Here is a 15,337-nt window from a genome sequence, read left to right on the forward strand (position 1 = left end):
CAATCGTCCCCACGTTTACGTGCGGCTTCGTCCGCTCAAACTTGCCTTTTGCCATTTCTACTTTCCTTAAAGAACGATTGTTAATCGATCACTTCTTGTTGATGACTGCTTCGGCGACATTCTTCGGCGCCTCGGTGTAGTGCTTGAATTCCATCGAATATGTGGCTCGACCTTGCGACAGGGAGCGCAACTGGGTGGAATAGCCGAACATTTCCGCCAGGGGAACTTCGGCCTTGATCAACTTGATGCCGCCAACCTGATCTTCCATGCCATGAACAATGCCGCGACGGCCCGACAAGTCGCCCATGACGTTGCCCATGTAATCTTCCGGAGTCTCCACCTCCACCGCCATCATCGGCTCGAGCAACACCGGGCTGGCCTTGCGCATGGCGTCCTTGAAAGCCATCGAGGCAGCCATCTTGAAGGCGTTTTCATTCGAGTCCACGTCGTGGTAGGAGCCGTCAAACAGCGTGACCTTGACATCGACCACGGGGAACCCGGCCAGCACACCGTTGGGCAGCGTGTCTCTAAGACCCTTTTCCACCGCAGGAATGAATTCGCGCGGTACAGAGCCGCCTTTGATCATGTCGATGAACTCAAAGCCCTTGCCGGCTTCGTTCGGCTCCAGTTTGATCCAGACGTGACCGTACTGACCACGACCGCCGGACTGTTTGACGAACTTGCCTTCCTGCTCAACCGACTTGCGCACAGCTTCGCGATACGCCACTTGTGGAGCACCCACGTTGGCTTCGACACCAAATTCGCGGCGCATGCGATCAACAAGAATTTCCAGATGGAGTTCACCCATACCGGAAATAATGGTCTGACCGGATTCCTCATCGGTCCGCACACGGAACGAAGGATCTTCCTGCGCCAGGCGATTGAGGGCGATGCCCATTTTTTCCTGGTCGGCCTTGGTCTTGGGTTCGACGGCAACGTGAATCACCGGCTCGGGGAATACCATCCGCTCAAGCGTGATGACATGGGCAGGGTCGCACAGGGTCTCGCCCGTGGTCGCCTCTTTGAGGCCGACGGCAGCCGCGATATCGCCCGCAAACACTTCCTTGATTTCCTCGCGCTGGTTGGCGTGCATCTGCAGAATCCGGCCAAGGCGTTCCTTGCGGCCCTTGATCGGATTGAAAATGGTGTCGCCGGTCTTGACCGTTCCGGAGTAGACGCGGAAGAAAGTCAATTGCCCGACGTAGGGATCCGTCATGATCTTGAAGGCCAGGGCAGCGAACGGATCCGTGTCGTTCGGTTTGCGCTCGCCCGGTTGCTCGTTTTCAAGAATGCCGTCGACCGGTGGAATATCCGTCGGGGCCGGCAGGTATTCGATGACCGCATCCAGCATCGCCTGGACGCCCTTGTTCTTGAATGCAGAGCCGCACAGCATGGGCACGATTTCGGCACTGAGCGTGCGCGCACGTAAGCCGGCCTTGATCTCATCCTCGGTCAAGTCGCCGCTGTCGAGATATTTGTTCATCAGTTCCTCGGAAGCCTCAGCGGCAGCCTCCACCATCTTTTCGCGCCACTCGTCGGCCTTGGCCTTGAGCTCGGCCGGAATCTCGCTATATTCGAATTTGATGCCCTGGCTTGCCTCGTCCCAAACGATGGCCTTCATCTTCACCAGATCGACCACGCCCTCAAACTTCTCCTCGGCACCGATTGGAATCTGCAGCGGAATGGGATTGGCCTTGAGACGCAAGCGCATCTGGTCGTGCACCTTGAAGAAATCGGCACCCTGACGGTCCATCTTGTTGACGAAAGCCAATCGCGGCACGCCGTAACGGTTGGCCTGACGCCAGACGGTTTCGGACTGCGGCTGAACGCCGCCGACAGCACAATAGACCATGCAGGCACCGTCAAGCACTCGCATGGAGCGCTCGACCTCGATGGTAAAATCGACGTGTCCCGGCGTATCGATAATATTGACGCGATGCTCGGGGAAATTCTGGCCCATCCCCTTCCAGAAGCAGGTCGTTGCAGCCGAGGTAATGGTGATCCCGCGCTCCTGCTCCTGCTCCATCCAGTCCATGGTGGCGGCGCCGTCATGGACTTCGCCAATCTTGTGATTGACGCCCGTATAAAACAGAATACGCTCGGTGGTGGTAGTTTTTCCGGCGTCAATATGCGCCGAAATGCCAATGTTGCGATAGCGCTCGATGGGAGTCTTGCGGGCCACTTGATTTACCTGCCTTATCTAAACCAAACCGCCATGCCGCTACGTTTCACGAAGCGACAGGGCGGCGGACAAAAACGAAAGCCTCGCCGGACACCCGACGAGACACGATACTGCTTAGAAGCGGAAATGCGAGAACGCCTTGTTGGCTTCGGCCATGCGGTGAACTTCTTCGCGCTTCTTCATTGCCGCACCACGCCCCTCGGACGCCTCGAGCAGTTCCGCGGCAAGACGCTGGCCCATCGATTTCTCGCTGCGCTTGCGCGCCGCTTCACGAAGCCAGCGCATGGAAAGCGCCATGCGCCGGGAAGGACGCACCTCGACCGGAACCTGGTAGTTGGCGCCACCCACACGGCGACTCTTGACCTCGACCAGAGGCTTGACGTTATTTACCGCCAGAGTAAAAACCTCCAGCGGATCCTTCCCGCTCTTGGTCTGAATTTGCGCAAACGCACCATAGATGATGCGCTCGGCAACCGACTTCTTGCCGCTGTCCATCAGCACATTGACGAACTTCGAAAGATCAACGCTGCCGAACTTCGGATCGGGCAGGATGTCACGCTTGGGAACTTCACGACGACGGGGCATGGTATCTCCTTAAGCGCCGGATCAGGCAGCCTTGGGCCGCTTGGCGCCGTACTTGGAACGGCTCTGTTTGCGGTCCTTGACACCTTGGGTATCCAGACTGCCGCGCACTATGTGGTAACGCACACCCGGCAGATCCTTGACGCGGCCGCCGCGAATAAGGACTACCGAGTGCTCCTGAAGGTTGTGGCCTTCGCCGCCAATGTAGGAAATCACTTCGAAGCCATTGGTCAGCCGCACCTTGGCAACCTTCCGCAATGCAGAGTTCGGCTTTTTCGGCGTGGTGGTGTAAACGCGAGTGCAGACACCGCGCCGCGCCGGGCTGTTGCCGAGAGCAGGCACTTTGCTTTTCGACTGCGGCGCCTGACGGCCCTTACGCACGAGTTGGTTAATGGTAGGCATATATATGTCCTGAGCGCTGTGCAAAATGCATAGCAAATTTACAAAAAATCGACCCCTGCCAAGGGCAAAGAGGCCGGATTATAGATTGGTCACTGACTAGCGTCAACCTGCTTGCGCATCTTCTGCTGCCGCAGGTGTGTCTTCCACAGCAACAGGCAGATCGAACAAATTCTGCGCCTCGGCGCCACCACTGGTCTGCTTGCGACGCGTACGGTGATAAGCCATACCGGTACCCGCCGGAATCAGGCGTCCGACGATGACGTTCTCCTTCAAGCCACGCAGTTCGTCCCGTTTGCCCATGATGGCCGCCTCGGTCAGTACCCGGGTGGTTTCCTGGAAGGACGCCGCCGAGATGAAAGAGTCGGTCGACAAGCTGGCCTTGGTAATGCCGTGGAGCATGAACTCGTACATTGAAGGCGTCTTGCCCGCCGCAATCAGCTTGTCGTTCTCGTCAAGCACGGCAGCGCGTTCGACTTGCTCTTCCTTGATGAAGGCCGAGTCGCCCGGATGCGTAATGACCACCCGACGCAGCATCTGGCGCACGATCACCTCGATATGCTTGTCGTTGATCTTCACGCCCTGCAAGCGATACACGTCCTGAACTTCATCGATGATGTAGCGGGCCAGTTCCTCGACACCCTTCAGACGCAGAATGTCATGGGGATCGGCCGGGCCGTCCACAATGACTTCACCCTTGTTGACCACCTGCCCGTCGTGGGCCATCACGTGCTTGTCCTTGGTGATCAGGTACTCATGCGCGGTACCGTCCGGCTCGGTGATCACGAGACGCTGCTTGCCCTTGGTATCCTTGCCGAAGGACACGGTACCGGTGACTTCGGCCAAGACGCCGGCATCCTTCGGTATGCGTGCTTCAAAGAGTTCGGCAACGCGCGGCAAACCACCCGTAATGTCGCGGGTCTTGGACGATTCCTGCGGGATCCTGGCCAGAATATCGCCGACCGCCACCTGCTGGCCATCCTTGACTGTAATCAGCGAGCCCACCTGGAAGGTAATGGTCACGATATGGTCCGTGCCGTGGATCTTGACTTCTTGGCCGGACTCGTCGATCAGCTTTACCTGCGGCCGTACTCCCTTGGATGCCTTGGCACCGCGCTTGGGATCGATGACGACGAGCGTCGAAAGACCGGTAACTTCATCCATCTGCTCGGCGACCGTCGCGTTCTTCTCGACGTTCTCGAATTTGACGGTACCTGCATACTCGGTAACGATCGGACGGGTATGCGGGTCCCACGTCGCCAGTTGAGTCCCGGCCTTGACCGGCTTGCCGTCATCGGCCTGCAGGGTTGCGCCATAGGGAACCTTGTGACGCTCGCGCTCGCGGCCGTTGTCATCGGTAATCATCACTTCCCCGGAGCGAGAGATGACAATCTTCTCATTCTTTGGATTGGTGACATAACGCATGGTTGCGGTAAAGCGAATCACGCCGGTACTCTTGGCCTCGATGCTGCTTTGTGCTGCCGAACGCGATGCCGCTCCACCCACGTGGAAGGTACGCATCGTCAGCTGGGTGCCCGGCTCACCGATCGACTGGGCCGCGATGACACCGACAGCCTCGCCGGCATTGACCAGATAGCCGCGACCCAGATCGCGGCCGTAACACTTGGCGCATAGACCGTAGCGGGTTTCGCAGGACAGCGGACTGCGTACGCGAACCTCATCAATGTCCAGAGCTTCGATGGCATCGACCGCATCTTCATCGAGCAGATACCCTGCCGCAAACAGCACATCCTGCGTATCGGGATGAATCACGTCGTTGGTGGTGACGCGGCCGAGAATGCGCTCGCGCAACGGTTCGATCACTTCGCCGCCTTCCACCAGCGCCTTCATGGCGAAACCGCTCTGGGTGCCGCAATCATCCTCGATCACCACCAGATCCTGGGTGACGTCCACCAGACGACGAGTCAGATAACCTGAGTTGGCCGTCTTCAAGGCCGTGTCGGCCAAGCCCTTGCGAGCGCCGTGGGTCGAAATGAAGTACTGCAGAACGTTGAGGCCCTCGCGGAAGTTAGAGGTGATCGGCGTTTCGATGATCGAGCCGTCCGGCTTGGCCATCAAGCCCCGCATGCCGGCCAGCTGGCGAATCTGCGCAGCAGAACCGCGCGCGCCGGAGTCGGCCATCATGTAAATCGAATTGAAGGACTCCTGGCTCACCTGCTTGCCATCCGCGCCGGTGACGGTCTGATGTGCGAGCTGGTCCATCATGGCCTTGGCCACCTGATCCCCGGCGCGCCCCCAGATATCGACCACCTTGTTGTAGCGTTCGCCCACCGTGACCAGACCGGAGGTATATTGTTTTTCGATCTCCTTGACCTCGGTTTCCGCTGCCGCGATCAGGCTGTGCTTCTGCGTCGGCACCAGCATGTCATCGACGCAGATCGAAATGCCTGCCCGGGTTGCCAGGCGGAAACCGGCCTGCATCAACTGATCGGCAAACACTACGGTCTCCTTGAGACCGCAACGGCGGAAGCTCTCATCGATCAGCTTGGAGATTTCCTTCTTCTTCAGCGGCTTGTCGATCACCTTGAACGGCAGGCCGCGCGGCAGAATCTCGGACAGCAGGGCGCGCCCGGCGGTCGTCGAATAGCGGTTGATCTTTTCCTGCCACTGCTTGTCGGCGTCGAGTTCCCATTCGCGAATGCGTACCGTGATTCGCGCATGCAAGTCGATCTGGCGCGAGTCGATGGCACGGGTTATTTCGGCAATATCCGCAAACATCATGCCGTTGCCGCGCGCGGAGACATTCTCGCGAGTGGCGTAATAGAGACCCAGCACCACGTCCTGCGAAGGCACGATGATCGGCTGTCCATTGGCCGGCGACAAGACGTTGTTCGACGCCAGCATCAGAGTACGGGCTTCCATCTGCGCTTCGAGAGAGAGCGGGATGTGCACCGCCATCTGGTCACCGTCGAAGTCGGCGTTGAATGCGACGCAGACCAGCGGATGCAACTGAATCGCCTTGCCCTCGATCAGCGTCGGTTCGAAGGCCTGGATGCCGAGGCGGTGCAGCGTCGGCGCGCGATTCAGCATCACCGGATGTTCGCGGATGACCTCTTCGAGGATGTCCCACACCACCGGGGTCTCAGCTTCGACTTCCTTCTTCGCGGCCTTGATGGTGCTGGCGATACCCATCTTTTCCAGGCGCTCGAAAATGAAGGGCTTGAACAGTTCGAGCGCCATCTTCTTCGGCAGACCGCACTGGTGCAGCTTGAGCTGCGGACCGACGACGATGACCGAACGGCCCGAGTAGTCAACGCGCTTGCCCAGCAGATTCTGGCGGAAGCGGCCGCCCTTGCCCTTGATCATGTCGGCCAGTGACTTCAGCGGACGCTTGTTTGCGCCTGTCATCGCCTTGCCACGACGGCCGTTGTCGAGCAGCGAGTCGACGGCTTCCTGCAACATGCGCTTTTCGTTGCGCACAATGATGTCCGGCGCCTTCAGTTCGAGCAGACGCTTGAGACGGTTGTTGCGGTTGATGACGCGGCGATACAGATCGTTCAGGTCCGAGGTGGCGAAACGTCCGCCATCCAGCGGAACCAGCGGACGCAGATCGGGCGGCAGTACCGGCAGCACCTCCAGAATCATCCACTCCGGCTTGATGCCCGACTGCTGAAAGCCCTCGAGCACCTTGAGGCGCTTGGAGATTTTCTTGCTCTTTGCTTCGGAGCCGGTGGTCTCAAGTTCCTGACGCAGGGATTCGACCTGGCGATTGAGATCGAGGGTGCGCAGCAGTTCGCGCACACCCTCGGCACCCATCACCGCGGTGAAATCGTCGCCGTACTCCTCGACCTTGGCCAGGTAATCGTCTTCGGTCAAAAGCTGCGCGCGATTCAGCGGGGTCATGCCCGGATCGACAACGACAAATGCTTCGAAGTACAACACACGCTCAATGTCGCGCAGCGTCATGTCGAGCACCATGCCAAGACGGCTCGGCAGGCTCTTCAGGAACCAGATGTGCGCGGTCGGAGAGGCCAGTTCGATGTGGCCCATGCGCTCGCGCCGGACTTTCGACTGGGTGACTTCAACGCCGCACTTCTCGCAGATCACGCCACGATGCTTGAGGCGCTTGTACTTGCCGCACAGGCACTCGTAATCCTTGACCGGGCCGAAGATCTTGGCGCAGAACAGGCCGTCGCGCTCGGGCTTGAAGGTGCGGTAGTTGATGGTCTCCGGCTTCTTGACTTCGCCGTAGGACCAGGAACGAATCTTGTCGGGCGAAGCCAGACCGATGGTAATTGCGTCGAATTCTTCTTCGGCCGCCAGGTTCTGCTTGAAAAGGTCTGCAAACAGGCTCTTCATATAATTATCTCCAATGGGCAGCTATCGGGTCAGTAACGCTCGAGATCGATGTCGATCGCCAGCGAGCGGATTTCCTTGACCAGCACGTTGAAGGATTCCGGCATGCCGGCATCGATCTTGTGCTCGCCCTTGACGATGTTTTCGTACACCTTGGTGCGCCCGTTGACATCGTCCGACTTGACCGTAAGCATTTCCTGCAGCACGTACGCGGCACCGTAGGCTTCCAGCGCCCACACTTCCATTTCGCCGAAACGCTGGCCGCCGAACTGCGCCTTGCCGCCCAGAGGTTGCTGGGTAACGAGACTGTAGGGGCCAGTCGAGCGGGCGTGCATTTTGTCGTCAACCAAGTGATGCAGTTTCAGCACATGCATGTAGCCGACAGTTACCTGTCGCTCGAAGGAATCGCCGGTACGGCCGTCGTAAAGGTCAACCTGACCGTTGCTGGGCAGGCCGGCGAGTTCCAGCATGGCCTTGATTTCGGACTCATGGGCGCCATCGAACACCGGCGTGGCGAAAGGCACGCCGCCTTGCAGATTGCTGGCAAGCTCGACCACTTCCTTTTCGGTCAGGCTGTCGATGTCTTCGCCACGACCCGATGAGTTATAGATCTTGTTCAAGAACTTGCGAATTTCCGCTGCGGCTGCCTGTTTGCGCAACATCTCGCCGATCTTCTGACCAAGTCCTTTGGCCGCCCAGCCGAGGTGGGTTTCCAGAATCTGGCCAATGTTCATCCGCGAGGGCACGCCCAAGGGATTAAGCACGATGTCCATCGGCGTTCCATCCGCCATATGCGGCATGTCCTCGATCGGGACGATCTTCGAAACCACGCCCTTGTTGCCGTGGCGGCCGGCCATCTTGTCGCCAGGCTGCAGACGGCGCTTGACGGCGAGGTAAACCTTGACCATCTTCTGTACGCCCGGCGGCAGTTCATCGCCCTGGGTGAGCTTCTTCCTCTTTGCCTCGAAAGCGACGTCGAAGTCCTTACGGGTCTGCTCCAGGCTGTCGCGCAGATTTTCGAGCTGCTGCTGGGCCTCTTCGTCGACCAGAGAAATATCGAACCAGTGGTAATGCTCGACCGATTCGAGATAGGCCTTGGTGATCTTGGTGCCCTTGAGCAGCTTCTTCGGCCCCTTGCTGGCAACCCGGTTGGTCAGCAGCTTCTCGATGCGGGAGAAGGTGTCGCGCTCGACAATGCGCATCTGGTCGGCCAGATCCTGCTTGTAGCCCTTCAGCATGTCGTCGATGATCGACTGGGCACGCTTGTCGCGCTCGATACCTTCGCGGGTGAACACCTGGACGTCGATGACGGTGCCGATCATGCCCGACGGCACGCGCAGCGACGTGTCCTTAACGTCGGAAGCCTTCTCGCCGAAGATCGCTCGCAGCAACTTCTCTTCCGGAGTGAGTTGCGTCTCGCCTTTGGGCGTCACCTTGCCGACCAGCACGTCCCCGGCTTCGACTTCAGCGCCGATGTAGACGATGCCGGACTCGTCAAGACGACCCAGCTGCGATTCGCCCAGCGTGGCGATGTCGCGCGTGATTTCCTCGGCACCGAGCTTGGTGTCGCGCGCGACAACGGTCAGTTCCTCGATATGGATCGAGGTGAAGCGGTCATCGGCGACCACACGTTCCGAGATCAGGATCGAATCCTCGAAGTTGTAGCCGTTCCATGGCATGAATGCGACCAGCATATTCTGCCCCAGCGCAAGTTCGCCGAGGTCGGTGGAGGCGCCGTCGGCCACCACGTCGCCCTTGGCGATCAGATCGCCGACCTTGACGATCGGACGCTGGTTGATGTTGGTGTTCTGGTTGGACCGGGTGTATTTGATCAGGTTGTAGATGTCTACGCCGACTTCGCCCGGAACCGTTTCCGCATCATTGACGCGCACCACGATGCGATTGGCATCGATGTAATCCACCACACCGCCACGCAAGGCCTGCACTGCCGTACCCGAGTCGACGGCCACGGTCCGCTCGATGCCGGTACCGACAAATGCCTTCTCCGGACGCAGACAGGGAACCGCCTGGCGCTGCATGTTGGCGCCCATCAAGGCACGGTTGGCATCGTCGTGCTCGAGGAAGGGGATCAGCGAAGCTGCCACCGAGACGATCTGGCTTGGCGCCACGTCCATGTACTGAACCTCGGGCGGCTCCTTCAGTTCAAATTCGCCCTTGAAGCGGCAGGATACGAGCGCGTCGCTGAGCTTGCCCTTCTTGTCGAGTTGCGCATTGGCCTGGGCAACCACGTACTTGCCTTCCTCGATCGCCGAGAGGTACTCGATCTCGTCGGTGACGTGGCTGTTCTCGACCTTGCGGTAGGGCGTTTCCATGAAACCATACTCGTTGGTACGCGCATACAGCGCCAGCGAGTTGATCAGGCCGATGTTCGGACCTTCCGGGGTTTCGATCGGGCAGACGCGGCCGTAATGGGTCGGGTGCACGTCGCGCACCTCGAATCCGGCACGCTCGCGGGTCAGGCCGCCTGGGCCGAGGGCGGAAACACGACGCTTGTGCGTGATCTCCGACAGCGGATTGGTCTGGTCCATGAACTGCGACAGCTGGCTGGAGCCAAAGAATTCCTTGATCGCCGCTGAAATGGGTTTGGCGTTGATCAAGTCATGCGGCATCAGGTTGTCGGACTCGGCCTGATTCAGTCGCTCCTTGACAGCGCGTTCTACACGCACCAAGCCGGCACGGAACTGGTTCTCGGCGAGTTCGCCCACCGAGCGCACGCGACGATTGCCAAGGTGATCGATGTCATCGACTTCGCCGCGGCCGTTGCGCAGCTCGACGAGGATGCGAACCACATCGACGATGTCGTCGTTCGACAAGGTACCGGCACCTTCAATTTCATCACGGCCGACGCGGCGGTTGAACTTCATGCGGCCAACCGCCGACAGGTCATAGCGTTCGTCGGAGTAGAACAGGCCATGGAACAGGTTCTCCACGGCATCTTCCGTCGGCGGCTCGCCTGGACGCATCATGCGATAGATCGCCACGCGCGAAGCCCATTGGTCGGCGGTTTCATCGATGCGCAAGGTCGAGGAGATGTAGGCGCCGCGATCCAGGTCGTTCACGTACAGAGTCTGAATCTGCTCAATCTCGCCTGCTGCCAGTTTGGCCAGAAGGTCCTCGGTAATCTCGTCGTTGGCGTTGGCCAGGACTTCCCCGGTCTCCGGATTCACGATGTTGTGGGCGATGATCCGGCCCATCATGAACTCATCGGGCACGAGGATCTTCTTGATGCCGGCCTCGGCCATTTCGCGGATGTGCTTGACCGTGATGCGCTTGTCCTTGGCGACAATCTGCTTGCCGGCCTTGTCGAGAATGTCGAACTTCGCCACCTCGCCGCGCAGACGCTCGGGCACCACCTCGAAGGAAATGCCCTTCTTGGCGAAATGGAAGGTGTCGAACTCAAAGAATGTCGACAGGATTTGCTCATGCGTCATGCCGATCGACTTGAGCAGAATCGTCACCGGCATCTTGCGGCGGCGGTCGATGCGGAAGTAGAGAATATCCTTTGGATCGAACTCGAAGTCCAGCCATGATCCACGGTAAGGAATGATGCGCGCCGAGAACAGCAGCTTGCCGGAGCTGTGGGTCTTGCCCTTGTCGTGCTCGAAGAAGACGCCCGGCGAGCGGTGCAGTTGGGAAACGATGACGCGCTCAGTGCCGTTGATGACAAATGAACCGGTGGTGGTCATCAGGGGAATTTCGCCCATGTAGAGCGGCTGGTCTTCCTTGACCTCCTTTACCGCCTTGGTATCGCGGTCCAGCAGTTCGAGGCGGACCTTGGCGCGCAGCGGACTGGCAAAGGTCAGGCCACGCTGCTGGCATTCCTTGACGTCGAAGGTCGGTTCGCCAAGCATGAATTCGACGAAGTGAAGGCGCGCATTTCCCGAATGTGCGACGATCGGGAAGATCGACGTGAATGCCGCTTGCAGGCCTTCGTTACGGCGTTGAGCCGGCGGCACATCGGCCTGCAGGAAGCGCGTGTAGGACTCGATCTGCGTTGCCAGCAGGAAAGGCACGTCAAGGACGTTGGCCCGCTTGGCAAAGCTTTTACGAATGCGCTTTTTTTCGGTATAGGAATACGCCATGGTGGCTCCGTTCAGGATTCAGACGTCGAAGGTCAAAAGACAGGGCTGAGGCACAATAAGTTCAGCACTCTCGTGTAACCCCCGGATCAAAAACATTGGGGTAAAACTCGACTGTTGCTACGCACTTCTGTTTCTACAAGAACCAATAACGGGTTGACGGCAGTGCCGCCAACCCGTGATCGCATTGCAATTACTTGATTTCGACCTTGGCGCCGGCATCCTCGAGCTGCTTCTTGAGGGCTTCGGCGTCGGCCTTGTTGATGCCTTCCTTGACAGCCTTCGGTGCGCCATCCACCAGATCTTTGGCTTCCTTGAGGCCGAGACCCGTTGCGGCACGAACCACCTTGATGGCTTCGACCTTCTTTTCGCCAGCGGCCAGCAGCATCACGGTGAATTCGGTCTGCTCTTCGACGGCAGCGGCGGCGGCGGCCGGGGCGGCGACGGCGACGGCAGCCGCAGCGGCGGAAACGCCAAACTTGACTTCCATTTCCTTGATCAGCTCGGACAGATCGAGAACGGTCATGCCAGCGATGGCATCGAGTATTTCAGCTTTGCTTACAGCCATGATTACAACTCCTGAATGAATGTTTGGTTCAATGAAAAACGATTACGCAGTCTCTTTGGCGTCGCGCACCGCAGCGAGACCCCGGACAAACTTCGTCGGGACTTCGTTGAGCGTGCGGACGAACTGGGTGATCGGGGCCTGCATGGTGCCGAGGAGCTTGGACAGCAGCTCCTCGCGGCTCGGCATCGTCGCCAGCGCCTTGACTCCAGCTGCGTCCATGACGTAGTTGGGCATTGCGCCGATTTTGATGGTGAGCTTGTCGTTACCCTTGGCAAAGTCGTTGAGCAGCTTGGCAGCGGCCACCGGATCCTTGGAAATTCCGTAGATCATGGGACCAACCAGCTGCGCAGACAGACCTTCGAACGGCGTGCCGGCAATGGCGCGACGGACCAGGGTATTTTTTACAACACGCAGGTAAACACCGGACTTGCGTGCGTTGGCACGTAGCGCGGTGAGATCAACCACTCCGAGACCACGGTACTCTGCGACGATGATCGACTGGGCATTCGCAACTTCTGCGGATACCTCGGCGACTACCGTCTTCTTGTCGTCAAGATTGAGACTCACGGTCAACTCCTAGTCAAACCCCAACGCCGAAAAGTCGGCGCTGGCGATACGGCGACCTTCATTCAGGAACCTAAATTCCGTCATCGGGTAACGCCATCTACGCCGGCGGTTGCGACAATTTTCGTCGCCAACCTTTAAGTCCTCGCGGACACCTGCGGTCTTTGATAACCTGCCGCTCCACCCGCCAAAAGCACGTGCAGCGCGACAGCCCAAAGTTCTTTATGCTTGCGCCGACAGGCTGGCCTGATCGACGCGAACGCCGGCACCCATGGTGCTGGATAACGACACTTTCTTTAAATACTGCCCCTTCGATGCCGCCGGCTTGGCCTTCTGCAACGCATCAATCAGGGCCGCGAGGTTGGTCTGCAGCGCCTCGACGCTGAATGACGCGCGCCCGATGGTGCAATGAATGATGCCGGCCTTGTCGGTGCGGTACTGCACCTGACCCGCCTTGGCATTCTTCACCGCCGTGGTGACGTCCATGGTTACGGTGCCGACCTTCGGGTTCGGCATCAGGCCGCGCGGACCCAGGATCTGACCGAGGGCGCCGACCACCTTCATGGCGTCCGGCGTTGCAATGACGATATCGAAGTTCATGTTGCCGGCCTTGACCTCGGCGGCGAGATCGTCGAAGCCGACGATATCGGCGCCGGCGGCACGGGCCGCTTCGGCCTTGTCGCCCTGGGCGAAGACGGCGACGCGGACTGTCTTGCCGGTGCCGGACGGCAATACGACCGAACCGCGAACCAGTTGATCCGACTTCTTGGCGTCGACGCCAAGATTGACGGAAACGTCAATCGATTCGTCAAATTTGGCCGTCGCGCATTCCTTGACCAGGCTCAGCGCATCGCTGATCGGATAAGCCTTGCTGCGGTCGACCTTGGCCAGAACCGCTTGCGCACGCTTGGAACTCTTCGCCATGATTACAGGCCCTCCACAACAATGCCCATGCTGCGGGCGGAACCCGCGATGGTGCGAACGGCTGCTTCGAGATCGGCAGCGGTCAAATCCTTCATCTTGGCCTTGGCGATGTCCTCGGCCTGCGCCTTGGTGATCGTCCCCACCTTGTCGGTATGCGGCTTCGGCGAGCCCTTCTGGATACCGGCCGCCTTCTTGATCAGAATGGTCGCCGGCGGCGTCTTCATCACGAAGGTGAAGCTCTTGTCGGCAAATGCCGTAATCACCACCGGAATCGGCAGGCCCGGCTCCAGACCTTGGGTCTGTGCATTGAAGGCCTTGCAGAATTCCATGATGTTGAGGCCGCGTTGGCCCAGCGCCGGACCGATCGGAGGCGAAGGATTGGCCTTGCCCGCCGGCACTTGCAGCTTGATGTAACCGATTATCTTCTTTGCCATGAATGGCTCCTGTCTTTAGTGAGTCTTAACGCGCTTTCGATCGACTGTTGCATCAACCTACTGACGCTCCTCTTGCCGCATACCTGCCAAACCTGTGACCGCTACGGCACGGCCGAAAACCCGAACTCAGGCCTTTTCGACCTGTGCAAACTCCAGCTCGACCGGCGTCGCGCGACCAAAAATGGTCACGGAAACACGCAAGCGGCTCTTTTCGTAATTGACTTCCTCGACATTGCCGTTGAAGTCGGTAAACGGACCTTCCTTGATGCGAACCATCTCGCCTACCTCGAACAGGACCTTGGGGCGCGGCTTCTCGACGCCCTCCTGGACCTGCTGCATGATCTTCGCGACTTCCTTTGCGGATATCGGCGTCGGTTTGGTCGAGGTGCCGCCGACAAAGCCGGTTACCTTGGGCGTGCTCTTGACCAGATGCCAGGAGTCATCGTCCATGTCCATCTCGACCAGCACATAGCCGGGAAAGAACTTCCGCTCGGTAATGCTCTTCTGGCCGTTCTTCATTTCGATGACTTCTTCGACCGGCACCAGCACCTGGCCGAACTTGTCCTGCATCCCGGCACGGGTGATGCGCTCGATCAGGGCGCGCTGCACCGACTTTTCAAAGCCGGAATAGGCGTGAACGACATACCAGCGTTTTGTCATGATTTTTTCCAGCCCAGAACCAGGTCGTAGAGCACCCATTCGAGGCCCTTGTCCGTCATCCACAGCACAATCGCCATAACCAGTACGAAGGCGAACACGATGCCGGTGGTCTGCATGGTTTCCTTGCGCGACGGCCAGACAACCTTTTTCGTCTCCACCACCGCTTCGAGACTGAAATCGATAAAGCGCCGCCCGGGAGCGGTAAACCACGCCACTGCAATACCCGCACCCAAACCCGCGAGCACGGACAGCACGCGCAGGATCATCGGTTGCTCACCGAGGAAGTAGAAACCAGCCACGCCAGCCGCCAACAGCAGCAGCGCCAGCATGAACTTGAGTTTATCGGCCATAAGTAGTCAGTTAATGCGCAAATGCTTCAATTCAGTGGCAGGGGCGGAGGGAATCGAACCCCCAACCTGCGGTTTTGGAGACCGCCGCTCTGCCAATTGAGCTACACCCCTGCGGCAGAGACTGCAGGGCGACACCTCGTTGCCGAAGTGCCGCCCACTTGCTAAAGCTGCGCTGTGTTATTCGATGACCTTGGCGACGACGCCGGCGCCGACGGTACGACCGCCTTCACGGATGGCGAAACGCAGACCCTCTTCCA

General features: G+C 59.0%; 11 protein-coding genes, 1 tRNA gene and 1 pseudogene. All 13 read right to left on the reverse strand.

Features of this window, described 5'->3' with window-relative positions; genetic code table 11:
- Positions 1-88: 88 nt before the first annotated feature.
- Positions 89-2,182: an elongation factor G gene (gene fusA, locus RMO95_RS14615; RefSeq protein WP_310451378.1), complete on the reverse strand. Its 2,094-nt coding sequence runs from the start codon at positions 2,180-2,182 to the stop codon at positions 89-91.
- Between the two features lie 114 nt (positions 2,183-2,296).
- Entirely contained in the window at positions 2,297-2,767 is a 471-nt protein-coding gene (rpsG, locus tag RMO95_RS14620) for a 30S ribosomal protein S7 (protein WP_305537767.1), read from the reverse strand.
- Between the two features lie 21 nt (positions 2,768-2,788).
- Positions 2,789-3,166 (reverse strand): 30S ribosomal protein S12, encoded by a 378-nt coding sequence (gene rpsL, locus RMO95_RS14625; RefSeq protein ID WP_041101567.1) that lies wholly within the window; start codon positions 3,164-3,166, stop codon positions 2,789-2,791.
- A 102-nt stretch (positions 3,167-3,268) separates the two neighbouring features.
- Positions 3,269-7,483, reverse strand: a complete 4,215-nt coding sequence (gene rpoC, locus RMO95_RS14630) for a DNA-directed RNA polymerase subunit beta' (protein WP_310451379.1) — start codon at positions 7,481-7,483, stop codon at positions 3,269-3,271.
- A 29-nt stretch (positions 7,484-7,512) separates the two neighbouring features.
- Positions 7,513-11,583, reverse strand: a complete 4,071-nt coding sequence (rpoB, locus tag RMO95_RS14635) for a DNA-directed RNA polymerase subunit beta (RefSeq protein WP_310451380.1) — start codon at positions 11,581-11,583, stop codon at positions 7,513-7,515.
- Between the two features lie 190 nt (positions 11,584-11,773).
- A complete protein-coding gene (gene rplL / locus RMO95_RS14640) occupies positions 11,774-12,148 on the reverse strand; it encodes a 50S ribosomal protein L7/L12 (protein WP_310451381.1) in 375 nt (124 codons plus the stop codon).
- 42 nt (positions 12,149-12,190) lie between these two features.
- On the reverse strand, positions 12,191-12,715 hold the full coding sequence (gene rplJ / locus RMO95_RS14645) for a 50S ribosomal protein L10 (RefSeq protein WP_310451382.1): 525 nt from the start codon (positions 12,713-12,715) through the stop codon (positions 12,191-12,193).
- A 219-nt stretch (positions 12,716-12,934) separates the two neighbouring features.
- Complete coding sequence (gene rplA / locus RMO95_RS14650; protein WP_310451383.1) at positions 12,935-13,636, reverse strand: 50S ribosomal protein L1; 702 nt, start codon at positions 13,634-13,636, stop codon at positions 12,935-12,937.
- A gap of 2 nt (positions 13,637-13,638) precedes the next feature.
- Positions 13,639-14,070, reverse strand: coding sequence for a 50S ribosomal protein L11 (gene rplK / locus RMO95_RS14655; protein ID WP_310451384.1), 432 nt, complete (start codon positions 14,068-14,070; stop codon positions 13,639-13,641).
- A 126-nt stretch (positions 14,071-14,196) separates the two neighbouring features.
- A complete protein-coding gene (nusG, locus tag RMO95_RS14660; protein WP_310451385.1) occupies positions 14,197-14,730 on the reverse strand; it encodes a transcription termination/antitermination protein NusG in 534 nt (177 codons plus the stop codon).
- Complete coding sequence (gene secE / locus RMO95_RS14665; RefSeq protein ID WP_310451386.1) at positions 14,727-15,080, reverse strand: preprotein translocase subunit SecE; 354 nt, start codon at positions 15,078-15,080, stop codon at positions 14,727-14,729. The genes nusG and secE overlap by 4 nt, the downstream gene beginning before the upstream one ends.
- 35 nt (positions 15,081-15,115) lie before the next feature.
- Positions 15,116-15,191 (reverse strand) — tRNA-Trp (locus tag RMO95_RS14670).
- A gap of 66 nt (positions 15,192-15,257) precedes the next feature.
- A pseudogene (locus RMO95_RS14675) lies at positions 15,258-15,337 on the reverse strand (elongation factor Tu); the annotation flags it as partial.

Origin of the sequence: Sulfuritalea sp. (assembly GCF_031426875.1) — a bacterium.
Taxonomy (GTDB): Bacteria; Pseudomonadota; Gammaproteobacteria; order Burkholderiales; family Rhodocyclaceae; genus Sulfuritalea.